Origin of the sequence: Nocardioides renjunii (assembly GCF_034661175.1) — a bacterium.
Classification (GTDB): Bacteria; Actinomycetota; Actinomycetes; order Propionibacteriales; family Nocardioidaceae; genus Nocardioides; species Nocardioides renjunii.
In genome coordinates, this window is the sequence record NZ_CP141058.1 from 2,653,731 (window position 1) to 2,672,233 (window position 18,503).

Here is an 18,503-nt window from a genome sequence, read left to right on the forward strand (position 1 = left end):
CTCGGCGGCATGAGGCTCCCCCGACCCCCGGCCGTCCTGCTGGCGCTCCTGCTGACGGCGGGCAGCGCGTCCACGGCAGCGTCGGCCGTCCCGGCGCCGGCGGCGCCCGCACGTGACCGGGCCGCCTCCGTCGAGGGCTGGCCGGTGGGCACGCCCGCGGCTCTCGGCCTGCGGGGTGGCGCCCTCGAGCGGGGAGCCGCACGGGCGCGGCGACTCGGCTCGACCTGCTTCGCGGTGCTGCGGGACGGCAGGCTGGCGCGCGACTGGAACTGGCAGCTCGACCGCGAGGTGCCGCGCGAGGTCTTCTCGATCACCAAGTCCGTCACCAGCACCCTCGTCGGCATCGCGGTCCGCGACGGCGACCTGCGCCTCGACGACCCCGTGTCCACCTACGTCCCGCAGTGGCGCGGCACGCCGTCCGCGACGGTCACGGTGCGCCACCTGCTCTCCAACGACAGCGGCCGCTTCTGGTCGCTCGAGTCCGACTACGTCGACCTCGTGGGCGCGCGCGACCGGACGCGCTACGCCGTCGGCCTCCCGCAGCAGCACGCCCCGGGCACCGCGTGGGCCTACAACAACGCGGCCATCCAGGTCCTCGAGCAGGTCCTCCGGCGCGCGACCGGCACGCCGGTGGCGACGTACGCCCGCACGCGCCTGTTCGAGCCGCTCGGCATGACCCGGTCCCGCTTCACCACCGACCCGGCCGGCAACGCCGCGGTGTTCTACGGCGTCCAGACCACGTGCCTCGACGTCGCCCGACTCGGGCGGCTCTTCCTCGGGAAGGGCGAGGTGGACGGCCGGCGGCTCGTCGACAGGTCCTTCGTCGCGCAGGCCGTCGGGCGTCCGTCCACGGTCCACAACGCCGCCTACGGCTACCTGTGGTGGCTGAACCGACCGGGTCGGCTGCGCGGTGCGACCGACGCCGTCGACGCGCAGGGCCAGCCGGTGCGGCCGGTCACCGGGCAGCTCGCGCCCTCCGCCCCGCAGCGCGTGTACGCCGCCCTCGGGCTCGGCGGACAGGTGCTGCTCGTCGACCCGACGTCCCGCACGATCGTCGTGCGGCTCGGAGCTCCCGCCCAGCCCGGCGAGGAGGCCTACGGCTTCGTCGACGCCGCGCGCGTGCTCGTGGAGGCGGTGCGGAGGTAGCGCACGCGCCCCACGGTCACCAGCCGCGCTCGGCCAGGCGGTGCGGCTGCGGGATCTCGTCGACGTTGATGCCGACCATCGCCTCGCCCAGGCCGCGCGAGACCTTGGCGACCACGTCGGGGTCGTCGTGGAAGGTCGTGGCCTTGACGATGGCCTCGGCGCGCTCGGCCGGGTTGCCGGACTTGAAGATGCCCGAGCCGACGAAGACGCCCTCGGCGCCGAGCTGCATCATCATCGCGGCGTCGGCGGGGGTGGCGATGCCGCCGGCGGTGAAGAGCACGACCGGGAGCTTGCCCGCGGCCGCGACCTCCTTGACCAGCTCGTAGGGGGCCTGCAGCTCCTTGGCGGCGACGTAGAGCTCGTCCTCGGCCATGCCGTGCAGGCGGCGCAGCTCGCCGCCGATCGTGCGCATGTGCATGACGGCGTTGGAGACGTCGCCGGTGCCGGCCTCGCCCTTGGAGCGGATCATCGCCGCGCCCTCGGTGATGCGGCGGAGTGCCTCGCCGAGGTTGGTGGCACCGCACACGAAGGGCACGGTGAACTGCCACTTGTCGATGTGGTTGGCGTAGTCGGCCGGGGTCAGCACCTCGGACTCGTCGACGTAGTCGACGCCGAGGGACTGCAGCACCTGGGCCTCGGCGAAGTGGCCGATGCGGGCCTTGGCCATGACCGGGATCGAGACCGCCTCGATGATCGAGTCGATCATGTCGGGGTCGCTCATCCGCGACACGCCGCCCTGGGCGCGGATGTCGGCCGGCACGCGCTCGAGCGCCATCACCGCGACGGCGCCGGCGTCCTCGGCGATCCTCGCCTGCTCGGCGGTCACGACGTCCATGATCACGCCGCCCTTGAGCATCTCGGCCATGCCGCGCTTGACGCGGCTGGTGCCGTGCTCGATGGGGGTCTCGGGCGACGTCTGGGGGGTCTGCTCAGCCATGGCTGGATCGTAGTCCGGGCTCATCCGAAAGGACGTATCGGGACCGGGGCGGCCGGGGGCCGTCCGAGGGGCCGTCCGGGGGGCCGTCAGGCGCTGGACGCGGCGCGCTCGAGCGCCTGCCGGCGGACCACCCAGATCCGCTGCCCGACCGTCACCGTGGCGGCGACCGCGAGGGCCCACAGGGCGACGTGGAGCAGGATCCACAGGTCGAGGACGTCGGCGAAGAACGCCGGCACGAGCATCCCGACGAGGCGGTCGGGACGCTCGGCGATCCCGACCTTGGCGTCGTAGCCGAGGTGGTCGGCCTTCGCGCGGGCGTACGACGTCACCGCACCCATGACCAGGATGACGAGGCACAGCGAGAGGTAGAGCCGGCTCTCGGCCTGCCAGGCGAAGTAGAGGGCCAGGCCGCCGAAGAGGGCGCCGTCGGCCACCCGGTCGAGCGTGGAGTCGAGGAACGCGCCGAAGTCGTCCTTGCGGCCGGTCTTGCGGGCCATCGCCCCGTCGACGAGGTCGCTGAAGACGAAGGCGGTGATGAAGAGGACGCCCTCCCAGACCATGCCGCGGGGGAAGAAGAAGAGGGCCCCGAAGCTCACCCCGAACGTGCCGACGAGCGTCACCGCGTCGGGGCTGATGCCCAGACGGATGAAGAGGTTGATGAAGGGGGCGAGGACGACGCCCTGCCAGAACTGCTTGAACCTGTCGAGCACGGCCGCAGGCTACCGTCCGCGGTCACGCAGGGCGCGCGCGGAAGGCGAAGGCCATGTAGGAGAGGTCGCCGATGACCCGGGCGACCACGCGGGAGGTGCGCGGGTAGCGGGCGTTGCCCATGGCGACGACCGGGAAGAACTCGTCCACGACGTAGCCGGTCGACCCGAACAGGTCCTGGGCGCTGGACCGCGTGAAGAAGCGCAGGTGGGTGCGGTCGAGCAGGCCAGAGTCGACGTAGTCGAAGCTACCGCGGACCGCGAGGTCGACGAGGAAGGGCAGGTGTCGCACGTTGGGCAGCTCGCCCACGATCACGCCGCCGGGGGCCAGGCGCTCCCGCGTCGCCCGCAGCGCCTGCCACGGGTCGACCATGTGCTCGAGGACGTGGTTGAAGCTGACGCAGTCGAAGGAGCCCGGCACCTGCTCCAGCGCGTCGGGGTAGAAGCCGTGCGCCACGCCGGTCAGCCGTCCCGCGGCCGTGCGGGCGTCGAGGTCGTGCGGCTCGATCCCCCAGACCTGGCGGCCGGCACGGCGGGCCATCAGGCCCGCGCCGAAGGTGCCGTCGTTGCACCCCACGTCCAGCACCCGCGCGGCCGTCGGCGGGACGAGGTCCGCGACGTGCGAGCGGGTCTCGGACCAGTAGGGCGAGTCGACGCCCTCGAAGGCGCGGGTCACGTCGCGCGGCGCCTCCGGACGGCTCGGTCGGTCAGTCATGCGCCGACCCTAGTGCTCAGGCGGGCCCGAGGAGGGCGGCTCGGACGTCGGCGACCGCGGCCGGCGCGCCGCTGATCGTCCAGTCCACCCCCGCGGCGCGTACGACGACCGAGTCCCCGCCCGCGCCCCGGATGATCGCCGCGCCGGGCAGCCGGTCCCAGTCGGCGACGCTGTGCTGGAACAGGACGTCCCACTGGCCCGAGGCGATCGCGATGGCGTCCATGGTCCCCGACCCCAGCATCCGCAGCGTGCCGACCTCGCCGAGCGCGCGGGCGAAGGCCTCGCCCACCTCGCTGCCGAAGAAGGGCGGGTGCAGGTAGGTGGTCGCGCAGCGGGCCTCGCGCGGCGTGACGGGGAGCGGCGCCAGCGGGGACCCGTCGCAGGTGCTCGGCAGGTCGGGGCCGCCGACCCACGTGCGTAGCGACCCCGGGTGGTGGACGGCGCCGAGCAGGACGTCGTCCTCGCCGTGCAGGGCGATCGCGCTGCACCACCAGTCGCTCCCACGCGAGAAGTTGAAGGTTCCGTCGACCGGGTCGATGATCCAGGTGCGGCCCGACGTGCCGGGGCGCGAGGCACCCTCCTCCCCCACGATGGCGTCGTCGGGGCGCTCGGCGGCGAGCCGTTCGACGATCAGCCGCTCGGCGGCCGTGTCGGCCTGCGTGACGATGTCGGAGCCGCTGGTCTTGCGGGACACGTCGAGGCCGGCGACGCGGGTGCGGGCGGCCAGGCTGCCCGCCTGCCGGACCAGGTCCACGGCGAGGGCGGCGTCGTCGGCGAGGCTCAGGTCGGTCACGGCCGCCACGTTAGTGGGCAGGCGTACTGTGGCTGGACGGAGCCACCCAGGCTCTCGACAAGGGAGCCCCGATGAGCGACAAGTCGCCACGGCAAGGCATGTCCAAGAAGTCCGGCAAGTCCATCAAGGAGAAGCGCGCCGACAAGCACGCGAAGGCGGCCGGCAAGCAGGACGGGGCTGCCGACGGGTTCCTCCCCAAGAAGAAGTGAGCCTCCTCAGCCTCGGGGTCATCGGCACGTCGGCGAAGGAGAACGAGCACCGCCTGCCGCTGCACCCCGAGCACCTCTCGCGCCTCGATCCCGAGGTGGCGCGGCGGACGACCCTCGAGCACGGCTACGCCGCCCGCTTCGGGATCAGCGACGAGGACCTGGCCCCGCATGTGGCCGGGTTCGCCTCCCGCGAGGAGATCCTCGACGGCTGCGACGTCGTGGTGCTGCCCAAGCCGCAGCACGCCGACCTGGCCGCCATGCACGCCGGCCAAGTCCTCTGGGGGTGGCCGCACTGCGTGCAGGACCGGGCCATGACGCAGCTGGCGATCGACCGGGAGCTGACCCTCGTCGCCTTCGAGGCGATGAACCACTGGACCTCCGACGGCCACGTCGGCCTCCACGTCTTCCACAAGAACAACGAGCTCGCCGGCTACTGCTCGGTCCTCCACGCGATGGAGCTCGCCGGCATCACCGGCGACTACGGGCGCCGGCTGAGCGCGGTCGTGATCGGCTTCGGCGCCACGGCCCGGGGCGCGGTGACGGCGCTCAAGGCGCACGGCGTCGGGGACGTCGCCGTCCTCACCACGCGCGGGGTGGCCGCGGTCGGCTCACCGATCCACTCGTGCGGATCCGCCAGTTCGAGCACGACCCGGAGGACCCGGGTGCGAGCCTGGTGATCACCGACGCCGGCCGCGTGCCGCTGGCGCCGTACCTCGCCGAGAACGACATCATCGTCAACTGCACGCTGCAGGACACCACCGCGCCGTTGACCTACCTGCGCCTCGAGGACCTGGCCCACTTCCGCCGGGGCAGCCTGGTCGTCGACGTGTCGTGCGACGAGGGCATGGGCTTCTCGTGGGCGGTCCCGACGACGTTCGACGACCCGATGTTCACCGTCGGCGACCGGGTCCACTACTACGCGGTCGACCACAGCCCCTCCTACCTGTGGAGCTCCGCCACGTGGGAGAACAGCGAGGCGTTGCTGCCGTTCGTGCCGACGGTGCTCGGCGGACCCGACGCGTGGGACGCCAACGAGACCGTCAGCCGCGCCATCGAGATCCGTGACGGGCGCATCTGCAACCCGGCGATCCTCGAGTTCCAGGGCCGCGCGCCGGAGCATCCCTACCGGGTGGCCTGAGCCTCGTCCCACGCGTCCGCGACGAGCCTCCGCGTGTCCTCGAGGAGCTGGGGAAGCATCTTGGTGCCGCCCACGACGGTGATGAAGTTGGCGTCGCCCGTCCAGCGCGGCACGACGTGCTGGTGCAGGTGCTCCGACAGCGAGCCGCCCGCCGAGCGGCCGAGGTTGAGCCCGACGTTGAACGAGTGCGGCCGGCTGACGGCCCGGATGGCCCGCAGCGCCTGCTGGGTCATGGTCATCAGCTCGCCGGCCTCCTCCTCGGTGAGGTCGGTGAGGTCCGCGACGTGGCGGTAGGGCAGCACCATGAGGTGGCCGGGGTTGTAGGGGTGCAGGTTGAGCACGACGTACGTCCACCGCCCGCGCGCCACCACGAGGGACGTCTCGTCGGGGTGGTCGGGGATCGCGCAGAACGGGCAGCCGTCGTCGTCGACCGCGGTGCGGACGTAGGCCATCCGGTGCGGGGTCCAGATCCGCTCCAGCCCGTCGGCGCTCGCCTCGTCCGTGCCACCAGTCATGCCGCGATCCTAGGGTGGGCCCATGACCACGATCCGACCGGCCGTGGCCGCCGACATGGCGGCCGTCGCCGACCTGTGGCACGAGGGCTGGCACGACGGGCACGCCGGCCGGGTTCCTGACGGACTGACGGCGGCGCGCACCCTCGCCGCCTTCCACGAGCGCACGCCCCCGCGCGTGGCCGACACGACCGTCGCGCTCGACGACGCCAGTAGCCTGCTCGGCTTCGTGATGGTCGTCGATGCCGAGGTGGAGCAGGTCTTCGTCGTCCGGGCTGCGCGCGGCAGCGGCCTGGCCGAGGAGCTGCTGGCCGAGGCCGAGCGGCAGGTGGCGCGGGCCGGCCACGGCGAGGCCTGGCTCGCCGTCGTCGTCGGCAACGCGCGGGCGCGACGGTTCTACGAGCGGTGCGGCTGGCACGACGCCGGCGACCTGCCGTACGAGGTGACGGCGGCCGGACAGACGTTCGTCTCGCCGTGCCGGCGCTACGTGAAGAAGGTCTGAGGCGGAGCGCCGCGACGCCGACCGAACGGGGGGTGTGATCGAGCGCGGCGAGCGGTAGTGCCGGACAGGTCGCTCACCGGTCGGCGCCCGAACCGATGAGCAGCGCGGTGATCGTGTCCTCCAGCCAGCGCTCGATCCGGGGGCGGTCGTAGCCCAGCTCCTCGACGAGCAGGGCGACCGGGTGCCACCCGATCAGCGCCCAGACGGTGTCCGTGGCGGTGTCGGTGTCCAGTCCTGGACGCAGTTGCGACGTCTGCTCGAAGGCCTCGACCACGCGTCGGACGTCCGAGCGTCGTCGGGCCTGGTAGTCGCGCCACAGTGCTGCGACCTCGCCGTCGACCGCGGCAGCCTGCTCGAACGCGCGGTAGAGCGGGTAGAGGCGCAGCAGCAGAGCAGCGCCGAACCGGCCCACCAGGCGGGCTCGCTCGGTCGTGGAGTCTGCCTGCACGACGTCGGCGAACTCCTCGCCCTCGACCAGGGGCGCCGCGCGGTCGTCACCGGCGATGACATGGTCCAGGGCCAGGGACAACAGGGCGGCCTTGCCTCCGAGCGCGTAGACGGACCGAGCCGAGACCGAGGCTCGGGTGGCGATGGCACCGACCGTCGTGGCCCCGTAGCCCTGCGCGGCGAACAGCTCGGCCGCCGCTTCGACGATGGCTGCACGAGTGATCGTGGCCTGCTCGGCGCGGCGAGGGGCGTCGTACTTGCGCGTCATCCCTTGACCCTCCCAGTTGATTGCAGTTATGGTGCATTCAATTCATTGCTAGTGTAACGAATGAGGTTCCCGCCATGAGCCTGCTGGTCATCATCCCGGCCATCCTGCTGGCCGCCGCCATGCTCGCATCGGCCTGCCGCAAGGCCGCGCGAGCCCCGACCTCGCAGCACATGCGAGACGTGCTGCGGATCCCGCCGCCGATCTGGGCGTTGGTGGGGGTCGCGGAGGCCGCCGCCGCGTGCGGCCTCGCGCTCGGGATCGCCGTACCGCCGCTCGGCACGGCGGCGGCCACCGGCGTGGCATGCCTCATGACCGGAGCGGTGGGCGCACACCTCCGGGTCGGCCTCGCCGGGCGCCACCTCGTCCCCCCGGCGGTCCTGGCTGTCACCGCCCTCGCCACCGCCGCCGGCTTCGCCGGCTCCTGACCCACGACGACGCACAGAAATGGAAAAGACATGACCTATCCCGTCATCCAGAACCCCGTCACCAAGGAACGGGGGATCGTACGTCGGACCCCGAGCGACGAGCACCCGGGACTGATCGCCGACCTGTACGCAGCGCCCGGCGCCGCGGTCGTGGGCGAGCACACCCACCCGCACAGCACCGAGTCGTTCACCGTGGTCCGCGGCGAGCTGCGCATGACACTGGACGGAGAGGAGCGGGCGGTCGAGCCCGGTCGCCGCGTGGTCATCCCGCCCGGCACCCCCCACGACTGGTGGAACGCCGGCACCGAGACCGCCTACGTCATCCTGGAGGTCGACCCGGGGGCCCGGTTCGAGGCCATGATCCGCAACCTCTTCGGCCTTGCTTCCGACGGCAGGACGGACGACACCGGGCGGCCCTCCCTGCTGCAGTCGGCCCTGTTGGCACGCGAGTTCGACGACGTCATCCGGTTCACCTCACCGCCGCGGGCGATCCAGAGGCCGCTCTTCGCCGCACTCGCGCCTCTCGCGCGACGCACCGGCCTGCGCGGCTGCTATCCGCACTACCTGGGCGACACCGGCGAGACCGTCGACGAGATCGAGGCGCTGCCACCCGAGGTCGCCGCTCTCGTGCCCGGACTCTGACATGAACGGACCACAGCGCACGGTCGAGCCACGGCAGACCCGGACCACAGACGGCACGAGCACCTCCATGCCCACGACTCCAGCGACCGGCACGCGCTCTGCGGGGGCCCTCCGCCTCATGGGCGCACTCGGCACGGGCGCCGGCCTCGTCGGGGCAGTCCATGCCGCGCTGCTGGCCACGTGGCCGCCGGCAGTCGACGAGGGCAGCTACAGCCACCCCTTCGACGCCGGCGGGTTCGCCGTGTCCCAGGCCGTCCTGACTGCACGCGACCTCGTGCTGGCCGCCCTCCTCGCGGCGCTGCTCCGGACCGCGGTCGGCCGCACCCGGGTCGCCCGGGTGGGCCTGGTCAGCAGTGCCGTCTCGATGCTGGTCCTCGCCTGCCTCGAGGTGGCGTCGGTCGCCATGGCCGGCTCCGCCGACCTCGGAGCGTGGTACGGCCTGGCCTCCTTCGGTGTCGGACTGGGCCTGGTGGTGGCCGGGACATCCGCAGCGCGGACACCGCTGGACTCTCCGTGGCTCCGCTTCCTGCCTCTGGCCATCGGTGTCTACGTCTTCGCGGTCCTGACGCCCGGCATCCTCGCCGGCTTCGCGGCCGGCCAGCTCGTGATCAGCGGGTGGATGGTGCTCTTCGCCCGCTTGGGCTGGGAGCTCGCTCGTGGTCGGGTCGGGCCTCGCCGGTCGAGCCGCGGTCGCGAGGCGACACGATGAGGACGGTCGCCACCGGAGGTCTGCTGGGCCTGGCCTGGGCCGCGAGTCTCCGTGGCTGGATGGTCGACCTCGCCGGCGACGACTCCAGCGTCACCTGGACCGGCACCTTCCTGTGCCTCCTCTTGCCTGCAGCCGTTGTCGGCTGCTTGCTGGGGCGGGCCCTCGACCTGCAGCGGTCGGGCAGGCAACCACGGTGGCTCACGGCGGCGCCGCTCCTCCTGCCGCTCGGTCCGCTGGCGATCCCTGGGGCGGTCGGGCACCTGTTCAGGACCGGCGAGGGCAGCGCCTCCATGATCATGGTGCTGCTGGCGATGCTCGGCGGACACTCACTCTCTGGGCGCGGTCGGGCATGGGTGAGGATCTTGACGGGCATCGCCGGGTTCGCGTTGGTGCCCGTGCTGCTCAGCATGGCTCGCACTCCGCAGGATGCGTGGGCGGCCACCCTGTTCGCCAGCCTGTACGTGCTGCTTGCCCTCGCCTGCGCCGTGCCGATGCGCGTGGCTCGGCAGTCCCCGGACGTACGGCACGAACCTCCAGCGGTCGTGCCGCGCGGTTCGGCTCACCTGCACAGTGGTCAGGGCGCGCACGTGCCGTGACCGATCGGTCGGCGTCTACTGGCCACCGATCGCGGCGATCTCGACCTCGTCGGTCGGGCAGACCCACACCGCGTTTCCTCGGACCAGGGTCGCTTCAAGCGGGTGGTTCGCAGGGTGTCGTGGGCACGGGGGCCAATTCGTGCGCCCGGCCGTCCACAGCTCACCCTCGATGGCCCACTCCTGGACCCTGTCGGCCGCCTGCACGACGCGTTCGGGGAGTGGGGCCGATCGGCGGACGGACACGCTCGAGCCGGTGCCGTCGGACGACCACATCATCGTCGCCGCGTACTCGTCGTCACTCATCCAGTCCGTGCTGTCGAAGACGGGCGCGACGTGACCCGCGCGAGCCAGGTCGCGCAGCACCGGCTCGAGTGCTTCGCGCAGAACGTCGTCCATGCCACGCATCATCGCCGATCGGCCGTCCGGCCCGCCGCTGCTCGCGCGGGCATGGCTGTGGCCCCGCCGTGGTCAGGTCGGCGGGGTGTGGGGCGGGGTCATGGTCGGTCGGGTGGCTCGGGGTCCCCGATGCGGGTGGTGCCATCACGGTCGCGGCGGTAGCGGTGGCCGTGGGGGCTGGTCCACTCGTAGACACCCGGTCCGGTCACCTCGTATCGCCAGCCGGTGTGGGTCTTGAGGCGGTGGTGCCATCGGCACTCCGCGGCGAGGTTCGAGGACACGGTCGGCCCCGGCTGGGGACGGCCTTCAACTTGCGCGTCGTGGTCGTAGGCGATGACGTGGTCGATGTTGCAGGCTCGGGCGGGGCGGGTGCACCACGGGAAGACGCAGGTGTGGTCGCGGAGGATGACTTGTTCGCGGATCCGGTCGGGGATGTCGTAGCCGGGTGCGGTGAGCTCGGCGTTCAGGTCAATGACCGGCTTGACGGTCACCTTGGTCCGCGAGTCGCCGCACCAGTTCGTCACCTGCTCGAGGAGGACCAGCCGATGCCTCTCCTCCATGCGCCCAGTGGGACCGAACACGGTCTCCAGCCCGTCGAGCCCGCCGAGGCCGGCGTCGAAGTGGGCGTGCAGGACGACTTCCCGGGCGATGGGCAGGCCGTCCTCGCTCCTGGCGGCGGTCGAGCCTTGGGTGTGGAGGTCGAGCGCGGTCTGGGTGCGCGCCAGGTCGCCGAGCGCTTGAGAACGACGAGAATCCAAGGGTGCGACTGATCCCAACGCCGCGAGCGTCTCGGCGCCGTGGGCGAGGGCTCGGTCGAGGTCGAGGGCGTCGGCGATGTCGAGCTCGGCCTCGAACCGCATCGTGCCGGCGTAGTGGACGTCGTCGGGGTGGAGGGTCGCGTGGCGCGGGTCGACCGACAGGTAGCCGTCGTCGGGGTCCTTGGTCGGGTCGTGGGTGTCGAGGTGGTGGCGCTTGATGGTCTCCGCGACCAGCCGGTCGAGCTGCGCGGGACCGACCCGGCCGGCGACGGCCGCGACCTGGTGTCGACCCACCGCGCCGCCTCCATGGTCAGGGATGGAGTCGCGTGGATCGTCGCCTCCGCGACCGTCCGCGCCCGCCACGCCGGCACCGCACCAGCGTGGACCTGCGCCCACAGGCGTGGGAGGCGGTGACGCAGCTCGAGCGCGTGACCGATCAGCCGCTTCGCCGACGTCGACGAGATCCCGAGGACGGTGCCGAGCTCGGCGATGCAGAACTCCGCCACCACCGGGCAACCCTGACCGGCGGTCGGCTCCTCGTGCTCCAAGCCGTAACGGCCACCGTCGCCGAACACCGCGGCGGTGTGGATCGACTCCGGCGGGTGCAGGTCCGCCCACCGGGCGGCGAGGTCGAGCTGGTCGGCCGCGGCCCGGTCCTCGACCGCCTTGCGCTCGCGGAGCGCATGCAGCAGCTCGGAGGCGGAGAGGTCGTCGACCTGCGCCTTCGGCTCTGCCAGCGTCTCGATCATGTGTTCGATTCTACGGACGACCACCGACAGCGGACAGTGCTTGAGCAAGCCGATGGAGGGGTCTCGATACGCCTCGTTCCTCGGCTACTCGACCACCAGGAGAGGGGGTCTCGATACGCCTCGCTCCTCGGCTACTCGACCACCGAGGAGGACCATGCCCTCGCTCGGCCACTCGACCACCGAGGAGGAGCGCGACCACCGAGGTCCCTACACCCAGGCCTTCGCCAACCGCTCCACGATCTCGGTCAGCCGCTCGGGCGAGGTGGCGAAGTTGAGGCGGACCTGTCCGGTGCTGCCGGGGGCGTAGGAGGCGCCGTCGCTCACCATCACCCTCCCCCGCTCGAGCGCGACGGCCGCGGCGTCGTCGTGGCCGTAGGCGGAGGCGTCGAGCCAGGCGAGGTACGTCGCCTCGACCGGGCGCATCCGGACCTCGGGCAGGTGGCTGGCGAGCAGCTCGCCGAGGAGGGTCCGCTGCTGGTCGAGGCGCTCGATGAGCGAGACGAGCCAGCCGTCGCCGTGGTCGTACGCCGCGCGGGCCGCCCTGGCGCCAAGGGGTGACCAGGAGTCGTTGCGCGAGATCGGCTGGTCGGCGAGCCGCTGCCGCGCGGCCGGGTCGGGCACGACGAGCTGGGCGCAGCGCAGGCCGGCGGTGTTGAAGGCCTTCGACGCCGCGACCACCGCGACGGCGTGGTCGTGGGTGCCCTCGACGGAGAGGTAGGGGACGTGCTCGGCCCCCGGCAGCACCAGCGGTGCGTGGATCTCGTCGCTGACCACCCGCGCCCCGTGGCGTACGACGACGTCGCGGACGCCCTCGAGCTCGTCCCGGGTGAAGGCCCGGCCCCACGGGTTGTGCGGCTGGGTGAGCAGCAGCGTCTGCGCTCCCCCGGCCAGCAGCCGGTCGAGGGCGTCGAGGTCGATCTCGGCGCGGTCGGCCGAGGCCGGCACCTCGAGCGGGTGCTCGGCGCGACCGGTGACGCCGGCCAGCCCGTGCTGGGCGTTGTAGCCGGGGGTCGGGAACACCACGCCGCCCGGACCGCTGAGCACGTCGATCGCCAGCCGCACCCCGGCGGTCACGTCGACCACGGGCTGCACGGCCTCCGGCTCGGGCGCCCAGCCGAAGTGCCGTGCCGACCAGGCGGCGTAGGACTCGGCGAGCTGCGGGTCCTCCATGACGGGGTAGCCGGTGATGCCGTCGGCCACCATCCGCTGGACGGACTCGAGCACCACCGGGTCGACGGCGTAGTCCATCTCCGCGACCCACGCCGCGAGCACGCCCTCCGGCACGCCCCACTTCAGCGGCAGCCGGTGCCGCGCCTCCGCCTCGGTGAGGTCGACGATCGGGCGCCGGTCCGTCGCCATGACCGGCTCAGACCTGCTCGCGGCTCGCCACGGCCGCCGCCACCCGCTCGATCGCCTCGGCGAGGGGTACGCCGTTGTCCTGTCGGCCGTCGCGGTAGCGGAACGACACGGCACTCTTCTCGACGTCGTCGTCGCCGGCGATCAGCATGAACGGCACTTTGGCGAGCTGCGCGTTGCGGATCTTCTTCTGCATCCGGTCGTCGGAGTCGTCGACCTCGACCCGCAGCCCCTGCGCCTTCATCTGCCGCGCGATGTCGAAGAGGTAGTCGTGGTGGCGCTCGGCGACGGGGATGCCCTGGACCTGCACCGGCGCCAGCCAGGGCGGGAACGCGCCGGCGTAGTGCTCGACCAGCACGCCGATGAACCGCTCGATCGAGCCGAACTTCGCGGAGTGGATCATCACCGGCTGCTGGCGGGTGCCGTCGGCGGCGACGTACTCGAGGTTGAACCGGTCGACCGCCGGCTGGTTGAAGTCGTACTGGATGGTCGACATCTGCCAGGTGCGCCCGATCGCGTCCTTGGCCTGCACCGAGATCTTGGGCCCGTAGAACGCGGCGCCACCCGGGTCCGGCACGAGGTCCACGCCGAACTTGCGGGCGGCGGTCTCCAGCACCTCGGTCGCGGTCGCCCACTGGTCGTCGGAGCCGATGAACTTGTCGGGCTTGGAGTCGTCGCGGGTGGACAGCTCGAAGTAGTAGTCGTCGAGGCCGAAGTCGCGCAACAGCCCGGTGACGAAGGTCAGCAGGTGCTCGACCTCGGCCGGCGCCTGCTCCGGGGTGACGTAGGAGTGCGAGTCGTCCTGGGTCATCGCGCGGACCCGGGTCAGGCCGTGCACGACGCCGGACTTCTCGTAGCGGTAGACCGAGCCGAACTCGAAGAACCGCAGCGGCAGCTCGCGGTAGGAGCGCTGCCGGGAGCGGTAGATGAGGTTGTGCATCGGGCAGTTCATCGCCTTGAGGCGATACTCGGCGTGCTCCATCTCCATCGGCGGGAACATGGTGTCGGCGTAGTAGGGCAGGTGGCCCGAGGTGTGGAACAGGCCGTCCTTGCTGATGTGCGGGGTGCCGACGTAGTCGAAGCCCTCCTCGAGGTGCCGGCGGCGGACGTAGTCCTCCATCTCCCGCTTGATGACGCCACCCCTGGGGTGGAACACCGCCATGCCGGAGCCGATCTCGTCCGGGAAGGAGTAGAGGTCGAGCTCGCGGCCGAGCTTGCGGTGGTCGCGGCGCTCGGCCTCCTCGATGCGGTGGAGGTGCTCCTCGAGCGCCTCCTTGGTCTCCCAGGCGGTGCCGTAGATGCGCTGCAGCTGCTTGTTCTTCTCGTCGCCGCGCCAGTAGGCCGCCGCGCTGCGCATCAGCTTGAACGCGGGGATCCGCTTGGTGGTCGGCAGGTGCGGGCCGCGGCACAGGTCGGACCACTTGACCTCGCCGCTGCGGCCGAGGTTGTCGTAGATGGTCAGCTCGCCGGCGCCGACCTCGACGGCGGCGCCTTCGGTGTCAGCCGTGCCCGCGCCGCCCTTGAGCCCGATGAGCTCGATCTTGTAGGGCTCGTCCTTGAGCTCGTCGAGGGCGTCGGCGTCGGTGGTGACCCGGCGCTCGAAGCGCTGGTTCTCCTTGATGATCTTGCGCATCGCGGACTCGATCTTCACCAGGTCCTCGGGCACGAACGGGGTCTCGACGTCGAAGTCGTAGTAGAAGCCGTTCTCCACCGGCGGCCCGATGCCGAGCTCCGCCTCGGGGAAGAGCTGCTGCACCGCCTGCGCCATCACGTGGGCGGTCGAGTGCCGCAGGATGTCGCGCCCGTCGGGCGAGTCGATCGCCACGGACTCCACCTCGTCGCCGTCGGCGAGCTCGTGGGCCAGGTCCCTGAGCGCGCCGCCGATGCGGGCCGCGACGACGTCGGACTCGTCGCGGAAGAGCTCCCATGCCTTGGTGCCCGTCGTGACCGCCGTCTCCGCACGCTGACCGGCGTGGATGCGGACGACCTTGATGTCGGACACGGGGGCTCCTTCGGGAGGCGGTGCGAGGGGGGACGGATGTCCCGGCGATGCTATCGGCCGGTGCCGGGACACCTCGCCCCGGTTTCCCCGCCCGGGCTCAGCAGCCCCGCAGGCCGCGCAGCAGCATGGTCGCGTGCTCGTGGTGCTCCTGCAGCACGGGCAGCGACGCGGTGGCCGCCTGGGTCACCGCCGGGTCGGGGCCGGTCGTGACCTCCTTCTCGGTCATGGCGATCACGAGCTGGTGGTCGCCCCACTGGAACGGCACGTAGGCGCAGTCGAACGCCTTGCCGTCGAAGCGCGCCCACGCGCTGGCGAGGCGCCGCTGCTCGCGGGAGGGCCGCGTCGGCAGCGTCACGCCGACCGCCGACGCGACGCCCTCGAGGGCGCGGTACTGCCGGCGGTGGTCACGGACCATGTCGCGCCCGAAGTCGCGAATCTCCTGGCTGTGCGCGTGCTTCTTCGCCAGCTTGCCGAGGGCCACCTCCGCGAGGTTCGCCCGGGCGGCGAAGTCGAGGTAGGCGACGTCCTGCGCGCCGACCGGTCTCAGGCGACCGGGTGCTCGCGCACGAACCCCGCCACCTGGTCGGCGACGACGGCCGGGTGGGTCACCGGCGCCCAGTGCCCGAGCGGCAGGGCGCGCCGCTCCAGCGACTCGGTCCACGGGTCGCTCGCCGCGAGGGCCGCCGGCCTGATCGCCGGGTCCCGCGTCAGGGCGAGCTGGAGGACCGGGACCTTGGTGCGCAGGCCCGACCGGCGGTCGTGGCGGCGCAGCAGGTTCGCCCGGTAGTAGCGCAGGCCGCTCACCATGTCGTCGGCCAGCGAGTCGGCGTACGCCTCGGGTGCGGGCGGGCGGCCCTCCACCGCCCCGAGCAGGCGCCGCCACCCTCGAGGACCGCCGACCGCCCGGAGCACCGGCGGCGCGAGCGGCGAGACGAGGAACGGCACGTAGGACGACGACAACGCCTGCCCCAGGACCTCGCCCACCCCGCGCGCGCTGGGCCGCGACAGCGTCCCGCGCACCCACTCCGTCACGTGGCCGAGGTGGGGGCCGCTCATCGAGGTGAAGGACGCGATGCGTTGCTCCGCCCCGGGGCGGCACACCGCCTCCCACGCCTGGACCGAGCCCCAGTCGTGGGCGAGCAGGTGCACAGGCCGGTCGGGGCTGACGGAGTCCACGACCGCCAGCAGGTCGGACCCCAGCACGTCGAGCGTGAAGCCGTCGTCCGGCTGCGTCGAGACCGACTCGCCCTGCCCGCGGGTGTCGTAGGCGACGAGCCGGTGCGTGTCGGCGAGCAGGTCGGCGACGCCGTGCCACATCCGGTGCGTGTCGGGCCAGCCGTGGACCATCACCAGCGTGGGACCGTCGGGGTCGCCGCCCTCGAAGACGGCCAGGTCGGTGCGCCCGCGGTGCACGCTCCCGCGCCGGGACAGCGGCTGGGACGTCACCGATCGCGACCGAGGCGGCGCCGGCCCAGCTCGACCAGGTTGGCGCCGATGCCCACCAGGGCGTTGCCGTGGCCGCCGCGGAGGCCGTAGCGCTCCTGGCTCGACGAGAGCACGTTGCCGGGCCCGTGCTCGACGGGTGCCGTGAGGTCCTGCGCGGCGAGGGTGAACAACGGGCCGACGAGGCGGTCGTAGACCCACGGCAGCGCGTTGTAGCCGAACCGGATCACGTCGTTGGCGATCCCGACCTGGCTGCGACGCGTGCGTCCGTCGGCGACCGCGAGGGCCCGGGCGGCCACCCGCTCCGGGGTCGTGACGGGGAACGGCGGCCGGCCGACCGAGTCGCCGTAGGTCGCCGCCTGGCGGTAGATCGGCGTGTCGACGCCGCCGGGTGCGACGTAGCCGATGTGCACGCCCGGACGGTCGAGGTTCTCGACGCGGAGCTGGCGCACGAGCCCGTGCACGCCCCACTTGCTGACGACGTACGCCGCCATGTCCGGCACCGCGAGGTGGCCGACCACCGAGCCGACGATCACCATGCTCCCGGCGTCCTGGTCGCGCAGCACCGGCAGCACGTGGCGCGCGACGTTGACGGTGCCGAGGACGTTGGTGGTGAGGACGCGGTCGAAGACCTCCACGGGCACGTCGGGGATGCGGCCGTAGGCCACGACGCCCGCGCAGCTGACGACGACGTCGAGCCGTCCGTGCCGGGCCATGGCCTCGGCGACGGCGGCGGCGACCTGCGCGTCGTCGCCGACGTCGGCGGGCGTCACGAGGGCGGACGGCGCGCCGAGCGCCCGGCAGTCCACGGCCACCCGCTCCAGCGCCTCGCGTCCGCGCGCGAGGAGGACCACGTGGTCACCCCGCTCGGCCGCCTGTCGGGCGGCGGCCTCGCCGATGCCGCTCGAGGCTCCGGTGACCAGGACGACCCGGGGGCCCGGGGTCACCGGTCGCCGTTCCGCGACGCGTGCGCGTCGGAGGACGAGGAGGCGTCGTCCGGGTCGGCGTCGTTGCCGGCGGTCTCGCGGAGCCGGCGGCCACGCGCGACGTCCTCGCGCTCCTTGGCCTCGGCCTTGTCGATCTTGGTCGTGTCGCGGGGCGGCAGCTGGATCTCCTCCTCCGCAGGCAGGCCGGCCTGGAGCTCGCGACCGCGCTCGAGCTCGGCGTCGAGCTCCGCGCCGAAGAGCAGGGCGAGGTTGGTGATCCAGAGCCAGAGCAGGAAGACGATCACGCCGGCCAGCGAGCCGTACGTCTTGCCGTAGGAGCTGAAGTTGGCGACGTAGAAGCCGAACGCGGCCGAGGCCAGGATCCACACGACGATGGCGACGGCGGCGCCCACGCTGATCCAGCGGAACTTGGGCTGCTTGACGTTGGGCGTGGCGTAGTAGAGCAGCGCGACGATGAACACGACGACGAGCAGCATCACGGGCCACTTGGCGATGTTCCACACGGTCACCACGGTGGAGCCCAGCCCGATCGCGTTGCCGACCGCCTCCGCGGCCGGGCCGGTCAGGACGAGGCTGAGCGCCACGAGGGCGGTGAGGACGACGGTGATCACCGTGACGAGCAGCATCATCGGGCGCAGCTTCCAGATCGGGCGTCCCTCCTCGATCTCGTAGATGCGGTTCATCCCCCGGCCAAAGGCGCCGACGTAGCCCGACGCCGACCACAGGGCGGCCGCGATCCCGAGCACCAGGGCCAGCCCGGCCGCCGAGCTCTGGCTCAGCTGGACGAGGGTGGGCTCGAGGGTGCTGGCGGCGCTGCCCGCGCCGATGTCCTCCAGGACCTTCAGCAGCGCGTCCACGGTCTTGCGCCCGTCGCTGACCAGCCCGACGATCGACAGCATCGCGAGGGCGGCCGGGAAGAGCGCCAGGACGGCGTAGTAGGTGAGCGCGGCGGCGAGGTCGGTGCACTGGTCGTCCATGAACTCCCGCACCGTCTTGCGGAGGACGTAGGTCCACGACGGCTTGGTGAGCTGGCCCGGGGAGTCCGGCTTGTCGGTGTTCTCGTGGGTCTTCGTCGATGCACGATCCATGCGCCCCCGTACCCACCC

Annotated in this window: 23 protein-coding genes; 9 read left to right on the top strand and 14 right to left on the bottom strand. The window is 72.4% G+C overall.

What is annotated here, in order from left to right; genetic code table 11:
- Window positions 1–9 precede the first annotated feature (9 nt).
- A complete protein-coding gene (locus SHK17_RS12615) occupies window positions 10–1,146 on the top strand; it encodes a serine hydrolase domain-containing protein (protein ID WP_322919427.1) in 1,137 nt (378 codons plus the stop codon).
- Window positions 1,147–1,162: 16 nt separating this feature from the next.
- Here the strand turns inward: SHK17_RS12615 and pdxS are convergent, their stop codons facing one another.
- From pdxS to SHK17_RS12635, 4 genes are all read right to left on the bottom strand, one after another.
- Window positions 1,163–2,083 (bottom strand): pyridoxal 5'-phosphate synthase lyase subunit PdxS, encoded by a 921-nt coding sequence (pdxS, locus tag SHK17_RS12620; RefSeq protein WP_172274448.1) that lies wholly within the window; start codon window positions 2,081–2,083, stop codon window positions 1,163–1,165.
- An 86-nt stretch (window positions 2,084–2,169) separates the two neighbouring features.
- Window positions 2,170–2,793 (bottom strand): phosphatidylinositol phosphate synthase, encoded by a 624-nt coding sequence (pgsA, locus tag SHK17_RS12625; protein WP_322919428.1) that lies wholly within the window; start codon window positions 2,791–2,793, stop codon window positions 2,170–2,172.
- A gap of 22 nt (window positions 2,794–2,815) precedes the next feature.
- Complete coding sequence (locus SHK17_RS12630) at window positions 2,816–3,505, bottom strand: class I SAM-dependent methyltransferase (RefSeq protein ID WP_322919429.1); 690 nt, start codon at window positions 3,503–3,505, stop codon at window positions 2,816–2,818.
- 16 nt (window positions 3,506–3,521) lie between these two features.
- Window positions 3,522–4,298, bottom strand: coding sequence for an inositol monophosphatase family protein (locus SHK17_RS12635; RefSeq protein ID WP_322425389.1), 777 nt, complete (start codon window positions 4,296–4,298; stop codon window positions 3,522–3,524).
- Window positions 4,299–4,369: 71 nt separating this feature from the next.
- Between SHK17_RS12635 and SHK17_RS12640 the strand changes: the two genes are divergently transcribed.
- The 3 genes from SHK17_RS12640 to SHK17_RS12650 are packed head-to-tail and all read left to right on the top strand — an operon-like array spanning window position 4,370 to window position 5,645.
- Window positions 4,370–4,507, top strand: coding sequence for a hypothetical protein (locus tag SHK17_RS12640; RefSeq protein ID WP_172274439.1), 138 nt, complete (start codon window positions 4,370–4,372; stop codon window positions 4,505–4,507).
- Window positions 4,504–5,184 carry a Rossmann-fold NAD(P)-binding domain-containing protein gene (locus SHK17_RS12645; RefSeq protein ID WP_322919431.1) on the top strand — a complete coding sequence of 227 codons (681 nt, stop codon included), beginning with the start codon at window positions 4,504–4,506 and terminating at the stop codon, window positions 5,182–5,184. The genes SHK17_RS12640 and SHK17_RS12645 overlap by 4 nt, the downstream gene beginning before the upstream one ends.
- Window positions 5,130–5,645, top strand: a complete 516-nt coding sequence (locus tag SHK17_RS12650) for a Rossmann-fold NAD(P)-binding domain-containing protein (protein WP_322919432.1) — start codon at window positions 5,130–5,132, stop codon at window positions 5,643–5,645. The genes SHK17_RS12645 and SHK17_RS12650 overlap by 55 nt, the downstream gene beginning before the upstream one ends.
- On the opposite strand, the gene SHK17_RS12655 is transcribed toward SHK17_RS12650, so the two are convergent.
- Window positions 5,630–6,160, bottom strand: a complete 531-nt coding sequence (locus tag SHK17_RS12655) for an HIT family protein (protein WP_322919433.1) — start codon at window positions 6,158–6,160, stop codon at window positions 5,630–5,632. The genes SHK17_RS12650 and SHK17_RS12655 overlap by 16 nt on opposite strands.
- A gap of 22 nt (window positions 6,161–6,182) precedes the next feature.
- Here SHK17_RS12655 and SHK17_RS12660 point away from each other — a divergent pair, with 22 nt between their 5' ends.
- Window positions 6,183–6,659, top strand: a complete 477-nt coding sequence (locus SHK17_RS12660) for a GNAT family N-acetyltransferase (RefSeq protein WP_322919434.1) — start codon at window positions 6,183–6,185, stop codon at window positions 6,657–6,659.
- Between the two features lie 73 nt (window positions 6,660–6,732).
- On the opposite strand, the gene SHK17_RS12665 is transcribed toward SHK17_RS12660, so the two are convergent.
- Complete coding sequence (locus SHK17_RS12665) at window positions 6,733–7,374, bottom strand: TetR/AcrR family transcriptional regulator (protein WP_322919435.1); 642 nt, start codon at window positions 7,372–7,374, stop codon at window positions 6,733–6,735.
- Between the two features lie 74 nt (window positions 7,375–7,448).
- On the opposite strand from SHK17_RS12665, the gene SHK17_RS12670 reads away from it, so the two are divergent.
- The 4 genes from SHK17_RS12670 to SHK17_RS12685 all read left to right on the top strand — a co-directional run bounded on the left by SHK17_RS12670 (window position 7,449) and on the right by SHK17_RS12685 (window position 9,746).
- The gene (locus tag SHK17_RS12670) at window positions 7,449–7,799 is read left to right on the top strand and encodes a DoxX family protein (protein WP_322919436.1); all 351 of its coding nucleotides are present in this window, start codon (window positions 7,449–7,451) and stop codon (window positions 7,797–7,799) included.
- A 30-nt stretch (window positions 7,800–7,829) separates the two neighbouring features.
- The gene (locus SHK17_RS12675) at window positions 7,830–8,441 is read left to right on the top strand and encodes a cupin domain-containing protein (RefSeq protein ID WP_322919437.1); all 612 of its coding nucleotides are present in this window, start codon (window positions 7,830–7,832) and stop codon (window positions 8,439–8,441) included.
- Window positions 8,442–8,508: 67 nt separating this feature from the next.
- Window positions 8,509–9,150: a hypothetical protein gene (locus SHK17_RS12680; protein ID WP_322919438.1), complete on the top strand. Its 642-nt coding sequence runs from the start codon at window positions 8,509–8,511 to the stop codon at window positions 9,148–9,150.
- Between the two features lie 59 nt (window positions 9,151–9,209).
- A complete protein-coding gene (locus SHK17_RS12685; protein ID WP_322919439.1) occupies window positions 9,210–9,746 on the top strand; it encodes a hypothetical protein in 537 nt (178 codons plus the stop codon).
- A gap of 15 nt (window positions 9,747–9,761) precedes the next feature.
- Here SHK17_RS12685 and SHK17_RS12690 read toward each other — a convergent pair whose 3' ends face one another.
- The 8 genes from SHK17_RS12690 to SHK17_RS12725 form a co-directional block, all read right to left on the bottom strand.
- The gene (locus SHK17_RS12690; protein WP_322919440.1) at window positions 9,762–10,142 is read right to left on the bottom strand and encodes a hypothetical protein; all 381 of its coding nucleotides are present in this window, start codon (window positions 10,140–10,142) and stop codon (window positions 9,762–9,764) included.
- A 98-nt stretch (window positions 10,143–10,240) separates the two neighbouring features.
- Complete coding sequence (locus tag SHK17_RS12695) at window positions 10,241–11,194, bottom strand: HNH endonuclease signature motif containing protein (RefSeq protein WP_322919441.1); 954 nt, start codon at window positions 11,192–11,194, stop codon at window positions 10,241–10,243.
- Window positions 11,195–11,856: 662 nt separating this feature from the next.
- Entirely contained in the window at window positions 11,857–13,008 is a 1,152-nt protein-coding gene (locus SHK17_RS12700; protein ID WP_322919442.1) for a MalY/PatB family protein, read from the bottom strand.
- 7 nt (window positions 13,009–13,015) lie between these two features.
- Window positions 13,016–15,007, bottom strand: a complete 1,992-nt coding sequence (gene thrS / locus SHK17_RS12705; RefSeq protein WP_322919443.1) for a threonine--tRNA ligase — start codon at window positions 15,005–15,007, stop codon at window positions 13,016–13,018.
- 97 nt (window positions 15,008–15,104) lie between these two features.
- Window positions 15,105–15,668: a DUF4142 domain-containing protein gene (locus tag SHK17_RS12710; protein ID WP_322919444.1), complete on the bottom strand. Its 564-nt coding sequence runs from the start codon at window positions 15,666–15,668 to the stop codon at window positions 15,105–15,107.
- Window positions 15,551–16,453 carry an alpha/beta fold hydrolase gene (locus SHK17_RS12715; protein WP_322919445.1) on the bottom strand — a complete coding sequence of 301 codons (903 nt, stop codon included), beginning with the start codon at window positions 16,451–16,453 and terminating at the stop codon, window positions 15,551–15,553. Before SHK17_RS12715 ends, SHK17_RS12710 begins: the two co-directional genes overlap by 118 nt.
- Entirely contained in the window at window positions 16,450–17,397 is a 948-nt protein-coding gene (locus SHK17_RS12720; RefSeq protein WP_322919446.1) for an SDR family NAD(P)-dependent oxidoreductase, read from the bottom strand. Before SHK17_RS12720 ends, SHK17_RS12715 begins: the two co-directional genes overlap by 4 nt.
- The gene (locus tag SHK17_RS12725) at window positions 17,394–18,485 is read right to left on the bottom strand and encodes a YihY/virulence factor BrkB family protein (protein ID WP_172274386.1); all 1,092 of its coding nucleotides are present in this window, start codon (window positions 18,483–18,485) and stop codon (window positions 17,394–17,396) included. Before SHK17_RS12725 ends, SHK17_RS12720 begins: the two co-directional genes overlap by 4 nt.
- Between the last annotated feature and the right edge of the window lie 18 nt (window positions 18,486–18,503).

Coding starts and splice junctions, on each gene's coding strand:
- SHK17_RS12615 (WP_322919427.1), top strand. CDS start 10: ATGAGGCTCCCCCGACCCCCGGCCGTCCTGCTGGCGCTCCTGCTGACG.
- SHK17_RS12725 (WP_172274386.1), bottom strand. CDS start 18,485: ATGGATCGTGCATCGACGAAGACCCACGAGAACACCGACAAGCCGGAC.
- SHK17_RS12690 (WP_322919440.1), bottom strand. CDS start 10,142: ATGGACGACGTTCTGCGCGAAGCACTCGAGCCGGTGCTGCGCGACCTG.
- SHK17_RS12685 (WP_322919439.1), top strand. CDS start 9,210: ATGGTCGACCTCGCCGGCGACGACTCCAGCGTCACCTGGACCGGCACC.
- SHK17_RS12660 (WP_322919434.1), top strand. CDS start 6,183: ATGACCACGATCCGACCGGCCGTGGCCGCCGACATGGCGGCCGTCGCC.
- SHK17_RS12665 (WP_322919435.1), bottom strand. CDS start 7,374: ATGACGCGCAAGTACGACGCCCCTCGCCGCGCCGAGCAGGCCACGATC.
- SHK17_RS12655 (WP_322919433.1), bottom strand. CDS start 6,160: ATGACTGGTGGCACGGACGAGGCGAGCGCCGACGGGCTGGAGCGGATC.
- SHK17_RS12670 (WP_322919436.1), top strand. CDS start 7,449: ATGAGCCTGCTGGTCATCATCCCGGCCATCCTGCTGGCCGCCGCCATG.
- SHK17_RS12640 (WP_172274439.1), top strand. CDS start 4,370: ATGAGCGACAAGTCGCCACGGCAAGGCATGTCCAAGAAGTCCGGCAAG.
- SHK17_RS12630 (WP_322919429.1), bottom strand. CDS start 3,505: ATGACTGACCGACCGAGCCGTCCGGAGGCGCCGCGCGACGTGACCCGC.
- SHK17_RS12680 (WP_322919438.1), top strand. CDS start 8,509: ATGCCCACGACTCCAGCGACCGGCACGCGCTCTGCGGGGGCCCTCCGC.
- pdxS (WP_172274448.1), bottom strand. CDS start 2,083: ATGGCTGAGCAGACCCCCCAGACGTCGCCCGAGACCCCCATCGAGCAC.
- SHK17_RS12675 (WP_322919437.1), top strand. CDS start 7,830: ATGACCTATCCCGTCATCCAGAACCCCGTCACCAAGGAACGGGGGATC.
- SHK17_RS12700 (WP_322919442.1), bottom strand. CDS start 13,008: ATGGCGACGGACCGGCGCCCGATCGTCGACCTCACCGAGGCGGAGGCG.